Source organism: Myxococcales bacterium, from assembly GCA_016703425.1.
Classification (GTDB): Bacteria; Myxococcota_A; Polyangia; order Polyangiales; family Polyangiaceae; genus JADJCA01.
Genome location: JADJCA010000002.1, coordinates 926,229 through 946,212, shown reverse-complemented (window position 1 = coordinate 946,212; position 19,984 = coordinate 926,229). Strand labels below are relative to the sequence as shown.

The following is a 19,984-nucleotide window of genomic DNA, read 5'->3' as shown; positions in this document are numbered from 1 at the left end:
CTAGCGCACGCGCGTTCCGCGTGCGCAACGCGCCTCGCGCCAAAGGCCGGCTCAGCCGAAGAGGTCTTTGAGCTTCTCCAAGAACGACCGCTGCTGAGGTTGCACATCGGCGCCGACCTCGAGCGCGAAGGCTTCGAGGAGCTCCTTCTGCTTCGGCGTGAGCGACGTGGGCACTTCGACGGTGACCTCGACGAGCTGATCGCCGCGTCCCATACCGGTCCGCTTCGGGATGCCCTTCTGCTTGATGCGGAGTGTGGCGCCCGGTTGCGTTCCCGCCGGGACGCGGAGTTTCCCCTTGCCGTCGAGCGTGGGGACCTCGACCTCGCTGCCGAGCGCCGCCTGCGGAAAGGTGAGCGGCACTTGGCAGACGACGTCGTCACCGGCGCGCCGGAAAAACGGATGTTGCCGTACGCGGAGCGTGAGCTCGAGATCTCCGGCCGGTCGGTCGGGGCGCGGACGATTGCCGCCGCCGGTTACGAGTCGCGTCTGCCCCTCTTCCGCGCCAGGAGGGATGGTGACAAGGAGCGAGCTCGTCGTGGCGACGAGACCGCTGCCTTTGCAACCGCCGCAGGGGTGCGTCACGAACTTTCCCGAACCGCGGCACCGTGAACAGGTCCGCTCGACGGCGATGGGCAAGATGCCTTGCTGGAAGCGAACGCGGCCGCGCCCCTGGCACGCTTGGCACGCCTCCGGCGCGTAGCCGACGGCGGCGCCGCTGCCGCGGCAGGTCTCGCACGTATCGAGGTGTTGGTACGAGTATTTCTTTTCGCAGCCGAAGGCCGCCTCTTCGAAGGTCAGCTCCAGCTCCTGCTTGAGCTCGCCGCGATCACCGCGACCGACGCCAAAGACGCCGAGCAGGTCACCGAGAATGCCGTCGATGGCGATGTCGCTGATGTCGACGACGCCGCCGGCGAACGGGCCACCGGAGCCGAACGGCGAGCCGGGATCTTCGGCGCGATGCCCGAAGCGGTCGTACATGGCGCGGCGCTGCGGATCGCTCAGCACCTGGTACGCGGCGTTGAGCTCCTTGAAGCGAGCGTCGGCCGTCGGATCGTCGGGATTGCGGTCGGGGTGAACCTTCGCCGCGAGCTTGCGGAACGCGCTCTTGACCTCTTCCGGCGAGGCTTCCTTCGGTACGCCGAGGACTTCGTAGTGATCGCGATGGCTCATTCGTCCTGGCGAGGCCGGTTAACGGGCCCGTGGCTCGTGCATGCCGAACCCCCGAAGAGCGTGCACGTCCACGGGCACGGGCACGTTCACGGGGCGAAGGCACGGAGCCATAGCACATGCCATGTGTCGTTGCCGAGTGACACCGGGTCTGGTAGAGCCACGGCGCCGTCGGCGTCCGCGTCCGCGTACCCGGCGAACGTCGTCGTCTTGGGGGAGAGAAGCAATGATGTCATCGACTCCGGCCGAAGCGGGCACGCCCAAGAAGCGAGACTCTTTTGCACCGCGCTATCCGCGCCTCTCGCGGCGGGCCCAGACGGAGCTGCTCTCGAGCATCGTGGCTCGTTCGCAGCACGTCGCTGGGTCCAGCCTGCCGCCGGTGGTGGTCTTCGACCTCGACGGCACGCTCATGGACAACCGGCCGCGGTCCATCGCGATCCTGCGCGAGGTGGCCGCTTCCTGGGAGGCTCGGCACCCGGACGTGGCTCGGCGCCTCTCCTCCATCACGCCCGACGCGCTGACGTACCTCGTCGGCGATTCGCTCAGGCGCCTCGGCGTGACGGCCGAAGAGCTCGTCATCGAGGCCGAGGCCTACTGGCGCACAAAGTTCTTTCGCGACGATCACCTCGTGCACGACATCGCCATCAACGGCGCCGTCGAATTCGCGCGGGACTGCTACGCCGCTGGCGCCACGCTCGTGTACCTGACGGGCCGCGACCTACCGCTCATGGGAACGGGCACGTTCAAGAGCATCCGGGACCTCGGGTTTCCCATCGGCGTCGCCGGGACGCAGGTCATCTTGAAGCCCAACGCCGACATGGCGGATGAAGCGTTCAAGCGGCTCGTCGCGCCCGAGCTGCTCCGCATTGGCCGCGTCATCGCAGCGTTCGACAACGAACCGGGCAACTGCAACGCGTTTCGCGAGGCCTACCCCGACTGCGCGAGCGTGCTCGTCGACACGCAGCACATGCCCGGCGCGCCGCCGCTGGCCGACGGCGTGCCGGTCATTCTCGAGTTCTCGCGCTGACGCGGGCCGAAGGGATCGGCGGACGACGAACCGCTACGCGCCCACCGAGGTGTCTGGTCTCTCCAGCGTGACGGCCCCCGCCGTTGGTCCCAGCTTCGGGTGCGCGCTGGTTGGCGGCGTCGCGCAATGTTGGGGATACAACGCTCAGTACGCGGCGTCCGAAACGGGCGAGTCCACCAAAATCAGGCTCCATCTCATGCTGGGGCGACGGCAGCCACGGCGAGCTTGGCGACGGCACGAAGAGCTCCCGACACCCAACGGCTCCCGGCTTCGCGCCTGCTGTCGTCACGCTCCCGTAGGTCCCGGCGCTCGTCTCGACGATCGTCGCCTACCGCACTTCGCAGCCTTCCAGGAACTCGTCGAGCGAGTCGGCCGCGTCTTCGACTTCGCCCGTTTCGTGCTCCCACATGCCCACCGCGTGAGGCGCTTCGGCCCGAACGACCAAGAACTGCGCCTCGGCTTCGCCGCTGGTATCGACCAACTCGGCCAACGGCAGCCAACCGGCGAGCCTACTCCAGTCGACCTCCCAGTCCTTCGCCTGCTCAAGGATGGCGCCGTCACCGAAGCGAAGCGCGAGGCCCGTGTCGGATTGGTAGCTTGGCAGCTCGCGCACCACTTGCCCGTCGAACGCTTGCCACTCCGTCTCGAAGAATTGGCGCAGGCGAGGGCCGATGGTGACGGCGTGGCGCTTCTCGATGACCGCCGCTGGCGCGAAGCGCACGATCTTGGCGAGTCGGCCACCGCTCAGCGCGCGCAGGATGGGCCTGTGCGTCTTCAACGCCATGGTGAAGGCGACGAACGCCGAGAGACCGAGGCCCGGATACGTGAGCCACCGCATACCGTTGAGCAGGACGGACACCGCGTGACCGCCAGCGAGAACGCCGCCCGCCAAAAGCGCGATGATGGAGACCGCGTCGAAGGCGCGGTCGGGGTGCCGACGATGCAGCAGTCGCGCGACGATGAATGCGATCAGGTCAACGGCGAGGCCGATCAGGAGTGACGTGGCGAGCACGCCTCAAGTTACGCGGAACGGGCGCGGCACGCACCGCTCGCGAGCGGCGGAGTTAACCGTCGCCGGCGGCTTCACCGAGAAGGCTCGACCGGGGGCCCATGCCCGTCTAAGACGGGCGCTCAAGTCTAGAACGGGCGCTTGAGCCGAGTCGTGAAGGGAAGACCCACCAAAAGAGGCGGGCGCGGGCCGCGTCGCAGCGTCCGTGCGCTTCGTCGAGGCGCTTACGCGCGCGGGCTCGTGGCGGGCGCGTGCCTCTGTGGCGGAGTGATGCGCATCGGCGAGGCCCACGCCGGCAACGACGGGGCGTTCTACCTCGGGAATGACGCCGCGCTCTTAGCCGGGGCGGCGACCGCGTCAGCGCAAGGCGCCAGCGCCACTTGGTACAACCCGGCCCGCGTCGCCGTGGGCAACGCCGACGACTTTGACCTGAGCGGCTCTGCCTATTTGCTCCGGTTCGGCGGCACGCCGGATCTCGAGGCGGCCCCCGGCTATCGCGCTACGCGTCAGAGGCTAGCGGCCCTGGACCTCACGGCAGTGCCGACGGCCGTCGCCGTTCGTCGCAAGCTCCTCGGCCTCGACATCGGTGCGGGGCTCTTCGTTCCGACTCGAGCGGTCGTCTACGCGCGCACGCTGGTCCGTGCTGAACCGGCCGATGGCTCCGCGCCTTCGGAAGTCGCCATCGACGGCAACTCGACCTTCACGGAGTACTACGGAGGGCTCGCCGTCGGGCGCGCGCTCACGTCGCGTCTTCGCGTCGGAGGTGCCGTTTTCGGCTACTACTCGTCCCGCATCGAGACGACGATCATCGGTGCGCGCCGCGTCGGTGCGGGCTTCATCACGTCGAGCGGTACGGTCGCCGGACAGCGCATTGGGGCGCAGCTCGTGACGGGGCTCTCGTGGCGTGCGGCTCCCTCCGTGGAGCTCGGCTTCACGCTCCGCTCGCCGGTGCTACAGCTCGCCTCGCAAGTGCAGGCCACCAACATCTCCTCCTCCCAGATCGGCTCCGCCGCTGACGCGAGCCTCGTCTTTGATGAGCGCGCGCTTGGCGCCGATACCCTGTTGCTCGTTCCGCTACGCGCCGAGGTGGGCACAGCCATCGATCTCGATGGGCGAACCACGGTCGCCGCGGACCTGCGCCTGCGCGGCCGACTCGCCAACGAGCGCGCCGAAACCAGCGTCGTCCCCGTGGCCGACGTCCGCGCTGGACTGCGGCGTCAGGTCGGCACGAACCTCTGGCTCGGCGCCGGCGCTTTCACCGATCGTTCGGGTCAGCCGCGGGGCTCGGGTACGTCGACGATCCTGGACTTTTACGGCGGAACCATCGGGGTCGAGCTAGGCAAGCCGTACCGCGTCCTCGCCGATGGGGATGAGAAGCCTCGCACCCTGCGCTTCTCCACCGCCGTCGCCATATCGTATGCCGTCGGCGTGGGCTCCGTGGGCAACCTCGCCGTCGCGCCGCGCGGTGCGCTCTTCGAGCTTCAGCCTCAGCGCGATGACGTTACGGCGCATGAGTTCATGTTCCACGTTGGCAGCTCCGTGGGAACGTTCGCGGGGCCGTGACCGGTCGACGGACCGCTCGGTATCTTAGAGTCCCGCGTCGGCTCCGCTCGCGTCGCTCGCCGCCGGCAGCGTGAGCGACTGGAGCGGTACCTTGTCGGCGTCGTCCAAGAACGTGCGCCACTCCACCCCGATCTTGCCCTTGGGCAGCTGCGTGATCTCGACGCGGCCCCCGGGCGCGACCCACCCGAAGGGCACGCCATCGAGCCACGCCATGCGAACCTCGTCGCCGCCGTTCTGCAAGACCAGTCTCGCCGTTTCGCCGCCGGGCCGGAGCGCGAGGATCTCCTGAGGTGACAAGAAGAGCGCGCCACCCTCCCGCGGCAGCGGCTCCGTCGAGAAGCGACTCGCAGCCGGCGGAGCCGCGAGCGACGCCGCAGGCATGTCGAGTCGTCTGGCGATCGACACCGCGTCGAACACCAGGACGCCACGCGGCGTCCAGTGGAGCTCGGCGTGGAGCGGGACCTCACCGTCTTGGCAGAGCGGCGTCGCTGGCGCTGCGCTCATCCAATCGAGCAGGAAGCGACACAAGAGGACGCCGCCTTCGCCGGCGTCTTGCACCTTGGCGAGCTCGAAGGACGCTTTCGCAGCGCGCGTCCAAACCTCGACCTTTCGGGTTCGGTAGCCCAGGCGCCTCGCGCCTTCGCCCCCGAGCGCGATCTCCGCCGGGGTGAGCGGTCCCACGTCGAGGCGGCGATCGTTGAAGAGGGCGCGCAACGTTCCCGGCACGAGCACGCGATAGACGGAGCCGCCGTCGGTCACGAGGGCGCCGCCGTAGAAGTCACTTCGCAAGCGAAGCTCGGTGCCTTCGCTGAGGAGATGCGCGCGGCCCTTGAGCGTGAGCTTTGCTCGCTGCGGACCCAACTCCACGGCGAGGCTCGGTTCCACGCGGCGGCGCGCCGCCTCCAGCGTGGCTTGCGGCAAGTCGCCGCGCAAGATGCCGGGCGCCTCTGGGAAGCGGAGCGCCACGGTCAGCGTGTAACCAGGTCCGTCGCGGAGCGACGTATCGGCCGGCAGACTCGTTTGGGGTCGCGCCAGCTCCGGCGGCGGCCCCGCATCGCCGATCGCTGGCGCCGCGCCGATCTTGGTTGGAAGGGTCGTTAGCGGAGCCGGAACGGCGTTGGCCTGCGGGCTCGCAGGCGCCTCTTTCGGCTCGTCCTTCGTGGGCGTGCGGCACGCAAGGAGGCACGGGAGGATGGCGAAGAGAGCGAGGACGCGCACGCGCGGCGAGTTTACTCGAACCGCTCTCGCCCGCGTGGTTTCGCGGCGGAAATTGCGACGAACCTTTCCCGCCCCTTTCGTGTGTGTCACCTTAAAGGCCCGTTGCCGGAGCGGTCACGCCGCATGTCGTCCGGTGCCGGCCCCGCCGCCTCTGTGACCCGACATTGACCCGCCGATGCCGCTAAGACGCTCAACTTCGGTCAAGGCGACGCGCTCGCCCGCGGCGGTGCTGCTTGCCCTCGCTCTGGTGAGCGTCGCTGCGTCCGTGGGCGCCTGTTCCAAGGCACCCACAACGATAACGCTCGAGATCACGAGCGACGTCCCCTGCGAGTCGCTGCGTGGGGTCAGCATCGCGGTCACTTCGCCCGAGAGCGTCGACACGAGTCCTCCGCGCATCACGACGGCTCAGTGTTCACCGGGGCCCGACGGCTCGACGCGCGTCGGGAGCCTCGTCGTCGTGCCAGGCGGCGCGCTCGACGCCCTCGTTGGGCTGCGCGTTCTCGCCGGCGTTGAGCGAGGCGTCGAACGGTGCGACGCGGCTGAAGGTTTCTCCGGTTGCGTGGTGGCGCGGCGGATTCTTCGCTTCGTCGCGGGCGAGGCGCTCACGGTGCGACTCTCGCTTTCAGCGGCGTGCTTGGGCGTGTCCTGCGACGCGACGCACACCTGTGCCGACGGCGCCTGCCTCTCGGCCCGCATCGAGGACTCGGGACGATGTCGCGATGCGGGCTGCGGCGACGAAGCGCTCTCCGCCGGCTCGACACCGCCAGCGCCAAGCGTCGATGGTGGCGCCGATGCGCTCGGACCCTCGGGCTGTCGCGCCAACCAGAAGCTCTGCGACGGCAAGTGCGTGGAGCACGACAACGCGGCCTTCGGGTGCGGCGCCGTCGGATGCACGCCTTGTCCCGGCCTCGGCATCGCGAGCTCCGTGTGCAACGGCGCTGCCTGCGCCACCGCCGGGTGCGGTCCTGACCACAAGAGCTGCGCCGGCAACTGCGTCCCGCGGGACCCGCTCCACGGCTGCGGCGGCGGCTCATGTGCACCCTGTGAGTCGGCCAACGGCAAGGCAGGTTGCGACGCGACCGGCGCGTGCTCTCTCGTGTGCAACGCCGGCAGCAAGCTCTGCGGCGGTCGCTGCGTTCGCGTCGACGACCCGAACTATGGCTGCGGCGAGACCGGGTGCTCCATGAGCATGTGCCCCGACGCGGGAGCAGGGACGCTCGTCTGCGCCGGGGGCGCGTGTGTCGTCGGCACCTGCGGGCCTGGCACGAAGCAATGCGGCAACGTTTGTGTCCCAACGGATGCCACGAACGGCTGCGACGCCGCGTCCTGTTCGCCCTGCGCGGCGGGGCAGGTCTGCGCCGGGGCGCCGACGCAATGCCAATGCGTCGCCGAGCCGCTCGCGACGACCTGTGGAACGAAGGCCTGCGGCACCACCACCAACAACTGTGGCGACGCAGTGACGTGTCCCGATACCTGCCAGGCGCCACAGGTCTGCGGCGGCGGCGGCGCCGGCGCGAACGGATGCGGGTGCACGGCTGACAACGCGGCGCCGTGTGTCGGCGTCGCGTGCGGTCCCGCGCCCGTTTCCAACAACTGCGGCGAGTCGATCACGTGCCCCTCAACGTGCGTCGCACCCAAGACATGCGGTGGCGGCGGCGCCGGCCAAAATGGCTGCGGCTGCACGCCGATCCCGAAGTCGGTGGCGTGCCCCGAGCCTTGCGGGCGGGCTCCCAATGGCTGCGGCGGCACCTACACCTGTGGCCCCCTTCACGCGTGCCGATGAGTCGTTTTGGCCCCAACGTTGGCGACGTTCTCTCGGGCAAGTACCGCCTCATCCGGAAGATCGGCAGCGGCGGCCTCGGCACGGTCTTCGAAGCCGACCACCTGCGCCTTCACCAGAAGGTCGCTATCAAGGTTCTCTCGGTCACGGGCGCTCGGGAAGAAGGCTTGCGCGCGCGCTTCGAACGGGAAGGTCGCGCCATGGCACGGCTCAAGGGGCCGCACGTCACCCGCGTCTTCGACGTGGTCTCCGAGGGCGACGCTCCCTATTTGGTCATGGAGCTCCTGTCGGGGCGCGACCTTGAGCAAGAGCTTGCGGCTCGCGGCGCCCTGCCGATGCGCGAAGCGGTGTCTCTCATTCAACAGGCGGCCGAGGGCGTCGCCGAGGCGCACGAAGCGGGCATCGTTCATCGTGATCTCAAGCCGTCGAACCTGTTCCTCGCCACATCAGCCATCGGAACGACGGTAAAGCTCCTCGATTTCGGTCTCTCCAAGGTCTACGACGACGATGGCGAGACCACCGCTGCCGGCATCACCCTCGGCACCGCGGCTTACATGTCGCCGGAGCATGTGCGCGGACTCCGCGACGTCGAGGCGCGCTCTGACCTTTGGTCGCTCGGGGTCATCCTCTTTCGAGCGCTCTCGGGCCGCCTTCCGTTCAACGTCAACGGCTACGCGCGTGCCGTGCTCTCGGTGATGAACGACGCGCCGCTGCCGCTCGCCGAGCTCGTCCCCGAGCTTCCTTCCGGCCTCGTCGACGTGGTCACGCGGCTCTTGCAGAAGACGCCCGAGGGCCGCTACGGCTCGGCGCGCGAGCTCATGTTCGCGCTCGCTCCCTACTGCGAAGAGGATGCCCTCGCGAGCGACCGCGACGACACGCGGCTCGCCCCCTCGGGCCACCACGCCCTCATCGACGACGCCCTCATCGTCGAGCCTACACGCGGCGAGGCTCACACGATCCCCGATGGCGTGCCGGAGGCGCAGGGCGCGGGCCCCTCTTCGTCCACCGTGCCGTCGGCGACCAACGCCTTCGCCGCGTCGCCCGAGCCGTCGCGCTCCGGGGCCTGGGCGATCTTGCTCGCGCTGTTCGTCGTCTTCCTCCTCGGCGGTGTTGCGCTGTTCGCGCTCGTGAACAACGCTCGTCCAATCGCGACCGAGGCGCCGACGAAGACGGCGCCGGCGGCGCCCCAAGTCGTATCGGCGGCCCCATCCGCCAGTGATGCACCGCCGAGCGCTTCGATGAACGTGCCCTTGGCGGTCGACGCAGCCCTCGTGCCATCGGTATTTTCGGTGCCTTTAACTCCCGCGCCCTTGCCAACGCCGCCTCGGTCGACGACCGTCCCCGCTGCGCCACGGAGGCGAGCCACCCCACCGGCTTCGTCGACGCCCGCTCCCGACCAAGCGAACCTTCCGGAGTTCCTTTGAGGCGTCACCTCTCGCGTCTTGCTCTCGCTCTCTGTCTCCTTCTGACGGCTTCCGGCGCCCTGGCCGACGAGACCAACGAGGAGCGGTCCGCCGCCGTGAAGAAGCGCGGCGACGACGCGATGGCCCAGTCGCGGTACGCCGAGGCCCTCGCCCGCTACGACGAGGCCCTCGCGCTCTTCCGCAACGCGGCGCTCCACTACAACCGGGCCCGCGCGCTCGAGCGTCTCAACTTTTACGCCCGCGCGGTGCGCGCCTACGAACAATTCGTGGCGGAGGCGCCTCCCGAGTTGCTCGCGCGCACGCCGCTGCTCCCCACGCATGTGGCGGAGCTTCGAGCAAAGACGGCGCTGGTGACGCTCAAGGTGTCCGACGTGCCTTCGTTGCGGGTCGTGGCGCAGGGCACGGACCTCGGGCGCGGACCCTTTGGCAAGGCGCAGCGCCTTGACGCCGGCGTGGTCACCTTCGAGGCGTCGGCCAAAGGGTGCTTGCCGCTCACGCGGACGGTCGAACTCCGCGGCGGGGAAGAGCGCGTCGTTGATCTCGTTCTTTCGAACTGTCACGCGGAGCCGGTCGCCGCACCGAGCGCCACCCCCGCCGCGACGGACGCAGCGTCCCCGGCACCGGAACGCGACGGCGGTGTCCTCGGCAACGTTTGGTTCTGGGCCGGCGCCGCCGCGGTCGTCGCCGCCGGCACGGTGACGTTGGTCGTCGTGTTGTCGAAGCCAACGGAGCCGCCGCGCGGCGACATCGACCCGGGGACCGTGACGGCGCCGCTGCTGCGCTTCTAAATCGCCGAGCGCGACGGTTCGCGCCGGCTACTTGTAGTCACCCTGGTCAAACTTCACGTCGCCGAGGCCGCTCGAGCGCATGCGCTCGCGGAGCGCGTCGGCGGCGATCTGCACGACGTCGAAGCGCGTCGTTGGCAGGTAGTATTCGGCCAAGTCGGTCTCCGGCAAAGCTGACAGTCGACGATCGACGACTTCGCGCTCGGCCGCGTCGACCTCCAGGTGCGCGCCCCAGCCCTCCGCCTCCTCCAAGAGCAGCGCCTCGCGCGCCATACCGATCGGGTTGAAGGACAAGAAGACGCGGGTCATGAGGACGCGCCAGGAGCTCTCTTCGCCCTCGGCTCGCCACACGCCGCCGTGTGCGAGGCGAATGACCTCGCCGAGGTAGGCGCCAACGGCGCCCTGAACCAGCGCCAGCGTCTCCGGTTTCTCCTTGAGCTCGAGCCGCGCGTCCCTCACGTATTGGTCGACGAGCGACAGCGTGTCGGGCGTGAAGTCCAGGGGAACTCGGTAGCGCTGGGTCACGAAACGCACGCACGCAGCCGCCAGGTCGACGACCGGCGCTGGCATGCCCGCTTCTTGTGTGGCGTCTTCGTCGGCATCGGCGGGCGCGTCAGAATCAGGACCATTTTCGTCCTCTACCGGCGTCCCGTTGCCGTTGTTGCCGGAAACGTGGCCGTTTCTCCCCCGCTTGTCCTCGCCCATGGCCACGGCTTACCTCTCCCCGGGGCCGAAGAAAAGAGGCCTGTCCCGGCTTCCTTGCTGGCGCGGCCGCGGCCTTGCCTTTACATTCGTACGCCCCGCATGCGCCTAGGCATCTTCAGCGACGTCCACGCAAACTTCGAAGCCTTGAGCGCCGTGCTTGAGTCTTACCGAAAAGAACGCATCGACGTGTACTACTGCCTCGGTGACACCGTCGGCTACGGCGGCTCTCCCAACGAGTGCAGCGATCTCGTTCGCGAGCTGGCCCGCGTCACCATCTTGGGCAACCACGACGCCGCCGTCTCGGGCCGCATGGACTACTCGTATTACTACGAGGCGGCGCGCCACGCCTTAGACGCCCACGCGGCGGTCCTCTCGAACGAGAACATGGCATGGCTTAAGGGGCTCCCCTACGAGCACCGCCTCGACGAGAGCGGCGTCCTCTTGTGCCACGGCTCGCCGGTGCGCCTCGAGGAGTTCGAGTACATCTTCGCACCCGAGCAGGCGCGCGAGTGCCTCGCCATCTACGATCGCATCGGGCACATCACGATGATCGGCCACTCTCACCTCTGCAAGGTGTTCGCGCTCACGCGGACCGCCGTTGAGGAGTTGCCGTCGGCCGACTTCGTCCTCGAGCCCGACAAGAAGTACATCGTGTCGGTGGGCTCGGTGGGACAACCGCGCGACTTCGACAACCGAGCCAGCTACACGGTGTTCGACACCGAGACGCGGCGCTTCGAGTTCAAGCGCGTCGAGAACGACATCGAGCCCTCAGCCGCCAAGGTGCTTCGCGGCCGGCTCGAACGCAACTTCGCCCATCGACTCTTTATCGGCGTCTGACCGCCTCTTCGCGAACGACGACGTCGCGAACAAAGGTCTTCACCTGCACATGGCAGGCGAGTTGCTCCGGGCCTTCGCCGGCGGTGCCGTCGATCTCGAGGTCGAGGATCCCGCCGCGCTCGAGCTCGAGCTTCGTCGCCTTTAGGGTGAAGCTCGACTTCGCCGGCGGAGCGGTGACCGCACGGCCGGGAATCGCAAGGACCGCCAACCGCACCGTCGCGGACGCCTTGCCTGCGTCGGCTTCCGCGCCGAGGTCGACCACCACTCGAAGCGACGGCTCGCGGACACCGATGGGAATGGCTCCCTCGGTAAGGTTGCCGAATTCCACGCGCCGCCTGCCTGTGGCCTTGTCGATGACCACAAGCGTCCCTCGGCTGACGCCGAGGTCGGTCGACCCGAGGGGCCGCAAGACCGAGGCTCCGGCGTCGCCGCCAGGGACGTAGACGTTGAAGCTGGCCACTGGCGCTTCGGTCTTGGAAGACGCCTTCGCGCTCCCGAGCATCGCGCGCCATCGTTCGACGTCGCGCTCGCAGGCGGCGATTCCCTCGCGGCTTTGCGCGCATCGCGCGCGGGTGCCCGTCACAATGGCCTCGCAACGCGCGCGGCGTGAATCCAGCTCTCCGGCGCAGAGGCGCACGTCGCGGCGCGCCAAGGCGAGGCACGTCGCCTCGCGGCCGCGGCCCGTGAGCTCCTCGGGGCACGCGTCGGCGTCGCCGGTGTGCACCGCGAAGACCGCCTCGCAGTGCTTCCGCAGTGAGGTGACGCTGATGGCTCGGCACGGCTCACGGCTCTTTGTCTTGGCCGCTTCCAGGACGCGGCACGCATCCCTCGCGAAGGCGTCGTACCCGAGCGCGAGGATCGCGTCTCCGAGGACCGGGTCGAAGCCGCTTCGCTCGTGGATGCATGCGTCGAGCGTCGTGAAGCCTGCGATGTCTGCCAACAGATCGCCGCCGCGGGGAGGCGGCTCGCCGAGCGTGGCCGCATCGATGAGGCTCGCGAGGTCCCGTGTTCTCGTCGCGCCCGTCGCGCCGGTCGCGCCGGTCGTCGCGGCGGGGCGCGTTGGCGCGGCGCCGCCTCGTTCGTCGCAAGCCACGCCCGAAAGCGCGACGAGGCCCACAAGTCCGTGAAGCGCGCGCAGCAGCCGCATCAATCGCTACCTTACCGAGCCCGAACCCTCGTGGTACAGGTCTCGCCATCCATGCGCACGCTCTCCATCCCGCTGGCCTTTGGACTTGCGCTCTCGACTGCCTGTGGGGGGGCCGCCGAGACGGGAAAGACTCGTGCGAGCGACCCCTCGGGCCGGCCTCCCGCCGTGGAGGGGCTCATCGCGCGCAACGCCGACCCCATGTGCGGAGCTGGATTTCGCTGGGCCAGCGACAAGTGCGTTCCCGGCGACGACGAGCGCGCCGCGGCAGCGGACAAGAAGAAGGACGTTCGCGAGCGAAAGACCGAGGGTGGGCTCCTCGTCGAAGACATCAACGTCGGAACGGGACGAGAGGTGCGCGCCGGCGACATCGTCAAGCTGCACTACACAGGCACGTTGGCCGATGGTGTGGTCTTCGACAGCTCGCGCTCGCAGGGAACCCCTTTCGAGTTCCGCGTGGGTCAGGGGCAGGTCATCAAAGGCTTCGACCGCGGCGTCTTGGGCATGAAGGTCGGTGGTCGCCGCAAGGTCACGATCCCCTACCAGCTCGGCTACGGCATCGAAGGCGCTCCGCCTCGCATCCCGCCCAAGGCGACGCTCGTCTTTGACCTCGACCTCATCGACGTCATGTAGCGAGCGTCGCGCTCGCCGAAGACGCGCTACTCGACGCTCACGATGCGTGTCTTGCGCAGGCCTTGCGGCGTTTGCAGCTCGATGTCGTCGCCAGCCTCCGAACCCAAGAGCGCCTCGCCGAGCGGGCTCGTCGTGGTGAGCGTCAACACCTCGCCACGGTCGGTGGCGATGCGACGTCCGCCGGCGGCTGGAACGAGGAAATACGTCGTGCGCTTCTGGCCCTGCTCGACGACCACAAGGGCCGACGTTTCGATCGGCGTGCCTTCGCGAAAAGCGATGAGTTCCATGCCGCCGACCATGGTCAATGAGCGACTCAAGTCTTGAACGCGGCCCGCCTGGCCGCGGGCCACGTAGGAGGCCTCCGTGGAGCGCATGTCCTTATCGCCTTCGGGCTTGTTGTCTTCGTGCGTGACGGCGTCGGCGGCATCCTTCGCGATGCGGATCATCTGCTCGATCTCCGCCTCGAGGTCCTTGCAAAGGGTCTTCCGAAGCTCGGCTTTTCGGGACGTGGTCACGGAAGTTCACTCTCGATCTCAGGTCGATTCAGATTCGCGCTCAATCGTAGACCACGATGTGGAGCGGTAGCTGGGCTTCCTTCGCGAGGTCAGTGACGCGAACGAGGCGGCCGTGGAGTGTAGCGCGGTGCGCACGGAGGAGCACCGGCACACGCGGCCGCTGCGCCCGCGCTTCGGCGAAGCCGTCGGCGACCTGCTCGTCGGTGAAGTGCTGTCGACCGAAGAGCGTGACCACGCCCGCGCGATCGAGCACAGCGTCATCCGGCCCATGGGCCGGATGCCTATGGGCGGTGGGCGGCTCCTTGGCGTCGCAGCCAGAAAGCGGCATCGCCAACGCCATCACCGGCCAGAGCCAACGAAGGGAAGGTGAGGCAGGCAAGGCTCAGGCTCGCCCATAGATCGGAATTGCGGCCCCCGTAACGTGCCCGGCGCCCGGCTCGAGCAGCGAGACGACGAGCTTCGCGGCGGCCGCCAGCGGCACCCATCGCGTCGGATCGGCCTCCGGCATGGCGGCCCGGTTGGCCGGCGTGTCCATGGTGCTCGGGAGGATCGCGTTGACGGTGACCTGGTGCTCGAGGCACTCGGCAGCCACCGCTTGTGCGAGCGCGACGACGGCTGCCTTCGACGCGGCATAGGCCGCGGCCCCCGCGCCGGTCCACGGTCGCTCCACGGCGCGCGAGCCGATGACGACCACGCGTCCATACTTGCGCTCCACCATTCCCGGAAGGATGGCCCGCAGGCTCGCCGCGACGGTCCCCAGGTTGCCGCTCATCATGTCATCGAGCGAGCTCTCCTCGCTCGCCCAGAAGGGCGCGCCCCCGCGGTATCCGCCGGCGATGAGCGCCGCCGCGACGGGCACGCCACCGGCCGCACCGAGGGCCTCGAGCACCGAGCGCCACTCGGCGGCAACCGCAATGTTGGCACCCATCGCCCGGGCCGACCCCAGCTCCGTCGCGAGCTGCTCCGCTCGCGCGAGGTGGCGCGGGCTGTCGACCAACCAGAGCTCAAGGCCTCGGGTGGCGGTGCTTTCGCGGAGAGCGCGAGTGACGGCCCCACCGAGGGCGCCCGCGGCGCCTGTGACAATGGCACAGTCTGTCATCGCCCCACCCTACTCGATCGGCTTCGGGGACGCTTCGGAGAGGCGCGTTGTCGCCTGTTCAGTACTCTGGAAATCAAAGGGAAATTTGTCGTTCGCGGCGTCCTCGCCGAGGGCGTCTGCAAAGTCCCTCCGGGTAAGGCGCATGGCACAGGAAGAATCCCGCTGGCCAGTCGTAGAGTGAATCGTGACGCATCGCAGTACCCCCCCTCGAGCTCTCCCATTGAGCCCCGGCGACGTCGTCGAGGGGAAGTTTCGGGTGGAAGGCCTCCTTGGTGAAGGTGGGATGGGGCTTGTGGTGGCGGCCACCCACCTCTTTCTGCGCGAGCGCGTCGCCCTCAAGTTCCTCCGCCCCGAGTTGCTCGCGTACCCGGAGCTCGTGGCCCGCTTCGCGTTCGAGGCCCGCGCTGCTGTCAAAGTGAAGAGCGAGCACGTCGAGCGCGTCCTCGACGTAGGCGAAGTCGGCGGCGTGCCCTTCATGGTCCTTGAGCATCTCGAGGGAAAGAACCTCGGCAGCTGGGTCGCGCAGCATGGCCCGCTCAGCTTGCGCGAAGCCGCCGAGTACCTCATTCAAGTCTGCTCCGCCTTGGCCGAGGTTCATTCGCTCGGCATCGTGCACCGCGACGTGAAACCGGAGAATTTGTTTCTCGTCGAGCGCGGCGGCTACCGTTTCGTAAAGCTCATCGACTTTGGCATCTCCAAGGCGCCGGAGCCGATGCCGCCGAGCGAGCGCGGTGAGAGTCGCAGCGCAGCGACGGAAGACGAGATGGCGCTCCTCGAGACGGGCGAGCTCATGGGCTCGCCATCGTACATGGCGCCGGAGCAGCTCACGCAGACGCGTCTCGACGCGCGCACGGACATTTGGGCCTTGGGCGCGGTGCTCTACGAGTTGCTCACCGGCACGCCGCTCTTCGACCCCTACCGGCCGCTTCCGGAAATCGTAAGCGCGGTGCTTCAGGGGCCCATCCCGTCCTTGATGGACAAGCGGCCCGATTTGCCCCTCGCCATCGTCGGCGTCCTCGCGCGCTGCCTCTCGCGTGATCGCGATCTCCGTTTTCAAAGCGCCGCCGAGCTGGCCGTCGCGCTCTTGCCTTTCGCGCCGCGCCGTTCACGGGAAGCCGCGGAGCGAGCCGTGTCACACGTTCGTTCGACGGGTCACTCGGAGCCGCGGATCGCGCTCCCGCGCTCGGAGGCACCGCCCGCATCACCGGTGCCGGCGCGCGCGTACACGCCCACGGCCAGCGAGGTGGACCCGCTCTTCGTCGCGCTCGGCGAAGACGCGACAGACTACCGCGCGGCGCTTCGTCCGGCGCCCGTCCCTCAGATGGCGAACGCCACGGACCGCAGCGAACCCAAGACGGTTCGCATCGTTCGCGCGAAGGCGTCGCTCGTGCCGCGCGCCCTCGACTCGGCGCCTGCGACGGCGCACTCGGTCGAGCCGCCCACCGCTGCGCGGCGCAGGCCGGGTCGCGTCGCGACGGTGTCGGTGGCGCTCGCCGCGGCCTGCGCGGCGGGCTTCGTCGCCGTGGTGCGGCTGGGGCTCCCGATCCCTCTTCCGACGCTCGCCGCGGAGGCCAGCGAGCAGCCCGCGCTCGCCAGTGAGCAGCACGCGCCGTCGGTGCTCGTGTCCCTCGAAGCGGCGGCGGAGCCGTCGTTCGAGACGTTCGAGGCGTTCGAGAGCTATGACGCCGCCGCGCGGGCGCGGCGGGCATCGCCCTGCGACAACCCCTACGAATCGGAGCGCTGCCTCGAGCGATAGCCATCCTATACTGCTCCGCCCATGGCGCTTCGAGTCGCGACGCTGAACATCTGGAACCGCATGGGCGACTGGGACGCCCGGCTCGCCCTCCATCCGCCACCAACTGGCCGCCCTCGACGCCGACGTCGTCGGGCTTCAGGAGGTCCTTCGTCTCGACGGCGACGGCGCTTCCTTCGACCAAGCAAGCCTCGTCGCCGAGGGCCTCGGCTACGAGATCGCGTATGGGCGGCACCCCGACGCGCTCCACCCAATGGGCAACGCGATCCTCTCGCGCTTTCCCATCGCGCGCAGTGAGACGCGGCCCTTGCCGGCGGGGGGCACCGACGAGCGACGGACCGTCGTTTTTGCGGAGCTGCGAACGCCCCACGGAGACCTTCCGTTTTTTTCGACGCACCTCAACTGGAAGCTCGACGAAGGGCACGTGCGCGAGGAGCAGGTGCGCTTCCTGGCGGACGCCGTGTTCGAGCTCGCGCCACCCGAATCGAGCGCGCTCCCACCGGTCCTCGTGGGTGATCTGAACGCGGAGCCAGCCTCCGATGAGATTCGTTTCTTGAGAGGCCTCACGTCGCTCGGTCGCCGACGCGTGTACTTTGCAGACGCCTTCGACCTTGTCGGCGCTTTGCCGGGTTACACCTTCAGCCGCGAAAACCCCCACGCGGCGCCGCTCCGCGAGCCGAACCGGCGCATCGACTACGTCTTCGTTCGCGGACCCGACGACCGCGGACGAGGTGAGCCGCTCTCGGCCCGCGTCTGCTTCGACGAGGCCGTGGAGGGCGTGTACGCCAGCGATCACTTCGGCGTCGTGGTCGCGCTCGCGACTTGATCCCGCCGCCCACCAGGCTAGAACTACGGTCCCGCATGAGCTTCCAACGTCGCGCCGCCGTCCTTGCCGTTTTGGGAGGCGTCGCCGCCTTCGCCGCCTGCGCCGATAGCATCGGCACCCCGAGCATCGAGGACGACCTGGACGCGTCCACCACGACGCGCACCGACGCGGCTCGTCGCGATTCATCGGCGGCCGACGGCAGCGATACACCGCTCGACGCCGAGCTGCCGGACGCCGGGAAGAAAGACACGGGCACGGTCAAAGACTCGGCCGCCCTCGACTCAAACACGCCCGACGTGACCGTTGTGTCCGATGCGGCGCCAGTGGTCGACGCCGGCGTTCTCGAAGCAGGGCCGCCCTCGACGACGCTGGTCATCAACGAGGTGGACTACGATCAGCCGGCTCCCGAGGGCGGGGCCGCAGACGACGTCGCGGAGTTCGTCGAGATCCTGAACAAATCATCGTCTCCTGTGGCGCTGACGGGCTACGAGGTTCGCTTCTACAACGGCTCGAACGCGTCGACGGTGCAGACCCCGTACTTGACGGTGCCGCTTTCGGGGACGATCGCTGTGGGGCAATATCTGGTCATTCGAGCGACGGGCCTCGCGGTCGATGGCGCCGCGATGACGATCGATTTTGCAGCCGCGAAGAACAACATTCAGAACGGCGGCAACGACAGCATCACGATCGTCAACGGTGCCACCATCGTCGACACGCTGACCTACGGAACAGCCGCGGGGCCGCCGCCCAATCCCGCGCTCGTGGAAGGCTCGGTTCCGACGGCTACCGATTCCAACACCGTGGTGGGCTCGCTCGTTCGCTCGCCCGACGGCACCGACACCAACAGCGGCAACACCGACTGGAAGTTCAGCCTAAACCCGACGCCCGGCGCGGCCAACGCGCTGTAGCGGCTCGGCGCTCACCGTGCCGGCGCGAGCGTCTGACGCATCCACGACACCGTGGCGTCCATGGCGCGCGCGATCACCTCTTGGTCGGAGATGCCCATGCGCTTGGGGACCTCCCACGAGTGATCGCCGCCTTCGACCGCCACGATGCGCGCGCCCCCGGGGATCGCTTTTACATGGAGCGCGAGCTCGGAAGGCGTCCCGAAAGGATCGCGTGTGCCCTGCACGAAGAGGCAGGGCACAGCGAGACCGCCGAAGTGTTTCGTCCGTAGATCTTCCTTGCCGGGCGGGTGGAGCGGATAGCTGAGCAGAACGAGCCCGCGCGCCGCGGTGCCTTTCGACGCGAGGTGTGACGCCATGCGTCCACCGAGCGATTTGCCTCCGAGGAACGGAACGCCCCCATCGGTAGTCGCCGCGATGACTGCGCGAAAGCAGTCCTCGAGCACCGCCTCCGGGTCCGGGCTCTTCTTCCCGATCTCGGTGTAGAGAAAGTTGAACGTCACGACGTCAACGCCGCGCGCCGCAAGGCCCTCGGCGCACGCGACCATGAACGGATGCTTCTGGCCGGCCCCGGCGCCGTGAGCCAAGACGAGCGTCTGGTCGAGCTTCCCTTGGCGACTCGCGGCGTAGAGGAGCGCCGTGACGTCCTCACCGCGACCGATCGAGACCTTCCTCGCGCGGGGCTCCATGGGGAGAACATAGCAGCGCTTTTCCGAGGACGCGCCTGTCAACGGGGGCCACGGGGCCTCGCGGGCGCCAGGGAGACTCACTCGCGCGCGCGGAGGCGCCACTTCGGATCGTCCGAGAGGGCCGGACGCCCTTCGAGCAACTCGTGCGGTAGGAAGCGCTCCTTGTACTTCAGCGAAGCGCAGCCCTCGACTCGGTAGCCCAGGTAGACGTGCGTCATCCCTAGCGCCTGAGCCTCAAGGACGAGCATGACGACGTGCGCCGTTCCGAGCGAGGCATGCCCCATCGCTGGGTCGTAGAAGAAGTAGACGGCGCTGAGCGCAGTCGTTGTGTGATCGACGATCCCGAGGCCCACGAGGCGGCCGCCGTCAGCGTCGTCATAGAACGCCACCTCGCGCGTGGTCTTCGCGGGCCGCGCAAAGTCGGAGCGGTAGCGCGCCGCATCCATGGGGCTCTCCTCCCAGCCGCGCTGCTCTTCGCGCGAGGCGTGCCACTTCTCGTAGAGGGCCAGTCGCTCGTGGTCGACTTGAGGTGGGCCGACCACGCGGCGGAAAGCCTCCGCCGCCCGTAGCGCGCGCCTCTGACTGCGACTCGGTGCGAAGGTGGTGGTGGGGATGCGCAGTGTCACGCACTCACGGCAGGGCTCGCACACGGGACGGAAGTACGTCGCGCCGAAGTGCCTGTAGCCATGGGCGAGAAGCGCCTCAAGCTCCGCCGCGTTCACGTCGACCAGGATGGTAATTTCCAGCGTGGCTACGGCGCCCGAAAGGTAGGCGCAGCTGCGAGGCGGTTCGATGAACTGCTGGAGCACGCGCGCCACGTCCGAAGAGTGGACAAACTTGGGCCCGCTCCGCAAGAGAAGACGAGAGTTAGACCTCTGGCAACCGTGCTCTAGCTGCTACTTTGG

Annotated in this window: 21 protein-coding genes; 10 read left to right on the top strand and 11 right to left on the bottom strand. The window is 68.6% G+C overall.

Annotated features, from left to right (window positions below; all coding sequences use genetic code 11):
- Nucleotides 1-51: 51 nt before the first annotated feature.
- Complete coding sequence (gene dnaJ, locus IPG50_10480) at nt 52-1,170, bottom strand: molecular chaperone DnaJ (protein ID MBK6692617.1); 1,119 nt, start codon at nt 1,168-1,170, stop codon at nt 52-54.
- A gap of 86 nt (nt 1,171-1,256) precedes the next feature.
- Entirely contained in the window at nt 1,257-1,403 is a 147-nt protein-coding gene (locus tag IPG50_10475) for a hypothetical protein (GenBank protein MBK6692616.1), read from the bottom strand.
- 86 nt (nt 1,404-1,489) lie between these two features.
- Here IPG50_10475 and IPG50_10470 point away from each other — a divergent pair, with 86 nt between their 5' ends.
- The gene (locus IPG50_10470; protein ID MBK6692615.1) at nt 1,490-2,194 is read left to right on the top strand and encodes an HAD family hydrolase; all 705 of its coding nucleotides are present in this window, start codon (nt 1,490-1,492) and stop codon (nt 2,192-2,194) included.
- 328 nt (nt 2,195-2,522) lie between these two features.
- Here IPG50_10470 and IPG50_10465 read toward each other — a convergent pair whose 3' ends face one another.
- Entirely contained in the window at nt 2,523-3,206 is a 684-nt protein-coding gene (locus IPG50_10465; protein ID MBK6692614.1) for a hypothetical protein, read from the bottom strand.
- Between the two features lie 237 nt (nt 3,207-3,443).
- Between IPG50_10465 and IPG50_10460 the strand changes: the two genes are divergently transcribed.
- Entirely contained in the window at nt 3,444-4,766 is a 1,323-nt protein-coding gene (locus IPG50_10460; protein MBK6692613.1) for a hypothetical protein, read from the top strand.
- A 24-nt stretch (nt 4,767-4,790) separates the two neighbouring features.
- Here the strand turns inward: IPG50_10460 and IPG50_10455 are convergent, their stop codons facing one another.
- Entirely contained in the window at nt 4,791-5,984 is a 1,194-nt protein-coding gene (locus IPG50_10455; protein ID MBK6692612.1) for a hypothetical protein, read from the bottom strand.
- A 247-nt stretch (nt 5,985-6,231) separates the two neighbouring features.
- On the opposite strand from IPG50_10455, the gene IPG50_10450 reads away from it, so the two are divergent.
- The 3 genes from IPG50_10450 to IPG50_10440 are packed head-to-tail and all read left to right on the top strand — an operon-like array spanning nt 6,232 to nt 9,976.
- Nucleotides 6,232-7,767: a hypothetical protein gene (locus tag IPG50_10450; protein ID MBK6692611.1), complete on the top strand. Its 1,536-nt coding sequence runs from the start codon at nt 6,232-6,234 to the stop codon at nt 7,765-7,767.
- Nucleotides 7,764-9,188 carry a protein kinase gene (locus tag IPG50_10445; GenBank protein ID MBK6692610.1) on the top strand — a complete coding sequence of 475 codons (1,425 nt, stop codon included), beginning with the start codon at nt 7,764-7,766 and terminating at the stop codon, nt 9,186-9,188. Before IPG50_10450 ends, IPG50_10445 begins: the two co-directional genes overlap by 4 nt.
- Nucleotides 9,185-9,976, top strand: a complete 792-nt coding sequence (locus IPG50_10440; protein ID MBK6692609.1) for a tetratricopeptide repeat protein — start codon at nt 9,185-9,187, stop codon at nt 9,974-9,976. Before IPG50_10445 ends, IPG50_10440 begins: the two co-directional genes overlap by 4 nt.
- A gap of 27 nt (nt 9,977-10,003) precedes the next feature.
- Here IPG50_10440 and IPG50_10435 read toward each other — a convergent pair whose 3' ends face one another.
- Complete coding sequence (locus IPG50_10435; GenBank protein MBK6692608.1) at nt 10,004-10,678, bottom strand: hypothetical protein; 675 nt, start codon at nt 10,676-10,678, stop codon at nt 10,004-10,006.
- A gap of 99 nt (nt 10,679-10,777) precedes the next feature.
- Here IPG50_10435 and IPG50_10430 point away from each other — a divergent pair, with 99 nt between their 5' ends.
- Nucleotides 10,778-11,515 carry a metallophosphoesterase family protein gene (locus IPG50_10430; GenBank protein ID MBK6692607.1) on the top strand — a complete coding sequence of 246 codons (738 nt, stop codon included), beginning with the start codon at nt 10,778-10,780 and terminating at the stop codon, nt 11,513-11,515.
- Here IPG50_10430 and IPG50_10425 read toward each other — a convergent pair.
- Complete coding sequence (locus IPG50_10425) at nt 11,502-12,662, bottom strand: hypothetical protein (protein MBK6692606.1); 1,161 nt, start codon at nt 12,660-12,662, stop codon at nt 11,502-11,504. The genes IPG50_10430 and IPG50_10425 overlap by 14 nt on opposite strands.
- 51 nt (nt 12,663-12,713) lie before the next feature.
- On the opposite strand from IPG50_10425, the gene IPG50_10420 reads away from it, so the two are divergent.
- The gene (locus IPG50_10420) at nt 12,714-13,292 is read left to right on the top strand and encodes an FKBP-type peptidyl-prolyl cis-trans isomerase (protein MBK6692605.1); all 579 of its coding nucleotides are present in this window, start codon (nt 12,714-12,716) and stop codon (nt 13,290-13,292) included.
- Nucleotides 13,293-13,318: 26 nt separating this feature from the next.
- Here the strand turns inward: IPG50_10420 and IPG50_10415 are convergent, their stop codons facing one another.
- The 3 genes from IPG50_10415 to IPG50_10405 all read right to left on the bottom strand — a co-directional run bounded on the left by IPG50_10415 (nt 13,319) and on the right by IPG50_10405 (nt 14,906).
- A complete protein-coding gene (locus IPG50_10415; GenBank protein ID MBK6692604.1) occupies nt 13,319-13,738 on the bottom strand; it encodes a GreA/GreB family elongation factor in 420 nt (139 codons plus the stop codon).
- Between the two features lie 109 nt (nt 13,739-13,847).
- Nucleotides 13,848-14,135, bottom strand: a complete 288-nt coding sequence (locus IPG50_10410) for a hypothetical protein (protein MBK6692603.1) — start codon at nt 14,133-14,135, stop codon at nt 13,848-13,850.
- A 54-nt stretch (nt 14,136-14,189) separates the two neighbouring features.
- Nucleotides 14,190-14,906, bottom strand: a complete 717-nt coding sequence (locus IPG50_10405; GenBank protein ID MBK6692602.1) for an SDR family NAD(P)-dependent oxidoreductase — start codon at nt 14,904-14,906, stop codon at nt 14,190-14,192.
- Nucleotides 14,907-15,126: 220 nt separating this feature from the next.
- Between IPG50_10405 and IPG50_10400 the strand changes: the two genes are divergently transcribed.
- The 3 genes from IPG50_10400 to IPG50_10390 all read left to right on the top strand — a co-directional run bounded on the left by IPG50_10400 (nt 15,127) and on the right by IPG50_10390 (nt 18,393).
- Nucleotides 15,127-16,662 (top strand): serine/threonine protein kinase, encoded by a 1,536-nt coding sequence (locus tag IPG50_10400; GenBank protein ID MBK6692601.1) that lies wholly within the window; start codon nt 15,127-15,129, stop codon nt 16,660-16,662.
- 91 nt (nt 16,663-16,753) lie between these two features.
- Nucleotides 16,754-17,485, top strand: coding sequence for an endonuclease/exonuclease/phosphatase family protein (locus tag IPG50_10395; GenBank protein MBK6692600.1), 732 nt, complete (start codon nt 16,754-16,756; stop codon nt 17,483-17,485).
- 35 nt (nt 17,486-17,520) lie between these two features.
- Nucleotides 17,521-18,393, top strand: coding sequence for a lamin tail domain-containing protein (locus IPG50_10390; protein ID MBK6692599.1), 873 nt, complete (start codon nt 17,521-17,523; stop codon nt 18,391-18,393).
- A gap of 11 nt (nt 18,394-18,404) precedes the next feature.
- Here the strand turns inward: IPG50_10390 and IPG50_10385 are convergent, their stop codons facing one another.
- Both IPG50_10385 and IPG50_10380 read right to left on the bottom strand, forming a co-directional pair.
- The gene (locus IPG50_10385) at nt 18,405-19,079 is read right to left on the bottom strand and encodes an alpha/beta fold hydrolase (GenBank protein ID MBK6692598.1); all 675 of its coding nucleotides are present in this window, start codon (nt 19,077-19,079) and stop codon (nt 18,405-18,407) included.
- A gap of 77 nt (nt 19,080-19,156) precedes the next feature.
- A complete protein-coding gene (locus tag IPG50_10380; GenBank protein ID MBK6692597.1) occupies nt 19,157-19,897 on the bottom strand; it encodes an arginyltransferase in 741 nt (246 codons plus the stop codon).
- Nucleotides 19,898-19,984: the final 87 nt, after the last annotated feature.

What these genes read in the sequence shown, in the direction of transcription:
- IPG50_10435 (MBK6692608.1), bottom strand. Translation starts at nt 10,678, where the DNA reads ATGGGCGAGGACAAGCGGGGGAGAAACGGCCACGTTTCCGGCAACAAC.
- IPG50_10385 (MBK6692598.1), bottom strand. Translation starts at nt 19,079, where the DNA reads ATGGAGCCCCGCGCGAGGAAGGTCTCGATCGGTCGCGGTGAGGACGTC.
- IPG50_10425 (MBK6692606.1), bottom strand. Translation starts at nt 12,662, where the DNA reads ATGCGGCTGCTGCGCGCGCTTCACGGACTTGTGGGCCTCGTCGCGCTT.
- IPG50_10420 (MBK6692605.1), top strand. Translation starts at nt 12,714, where the DNA reads ATGCGCACGCTCTCCATCCCGCTGGCCTTTGGACTTGCGCTCTCGACT.
- IPG50_10415 (MBK6692604.1), bottom strand. Translation starts at nt 13,738, where the DNA reads ATGATCCGCATCGCGAAGGATGCCGCCGACGCCGTCACGCACGAAGAC.
- IPG50_10390 (MBK6692599.1), top strand. Translation starts at nt 17,521, where the DNA reads ATGAGCTTCCAACGTCGCGCCGCCGTCCTTGCCGTTTTGGGAGGCGTC.
- IPG50_10410 (MBK6692603.1), bottom strand. Translation starts at nt 14,135, where the DNA reads ATGCCGCTTTCTGGCTGCGACGCCAAGGAGCCGCCCACCGCCCATAGG.
- IPG50_10445 (MBK6692610.1), top strand. Translation starts at nt 7,764, where the DNA reads ATGAGTCGTTTTGGCCCCAACGTTGGCGACGTTCTCTCGGGCAAGTAC.
- IPG50_10430 (MBK6692607.1), top strand. Translation starts at nt 10,778, where the DNA reads ATGCGCCTAGGCATCTTCAGCGACGTCCACGCAAACTTCGAAGCCTTG.
- IPG50_10475 (MBK6692616.1), bottom strand. Translation starts at nt 1,403, where the DNA reads ATGACATCATTGCTTCTCTCCCCCAAGACGACGACGTTCGCCGGGTAC.
- dnaJ (MBK6692617.1), bottom strand. Translation starts at nt 1,170, where the DNA reads ATGAGCCATCGCGATCACTACGAAGTCCTCGGCGTACCGAAGGAAGCC.
- IPG50_10405 (MBK6692602.1), bottom strand. Translation starts at nt 14,906, where the DNA reads ATGACAGACTGTGCCATTGTCACAGGCGCCGCGGGCGCCCTCGGTGGG.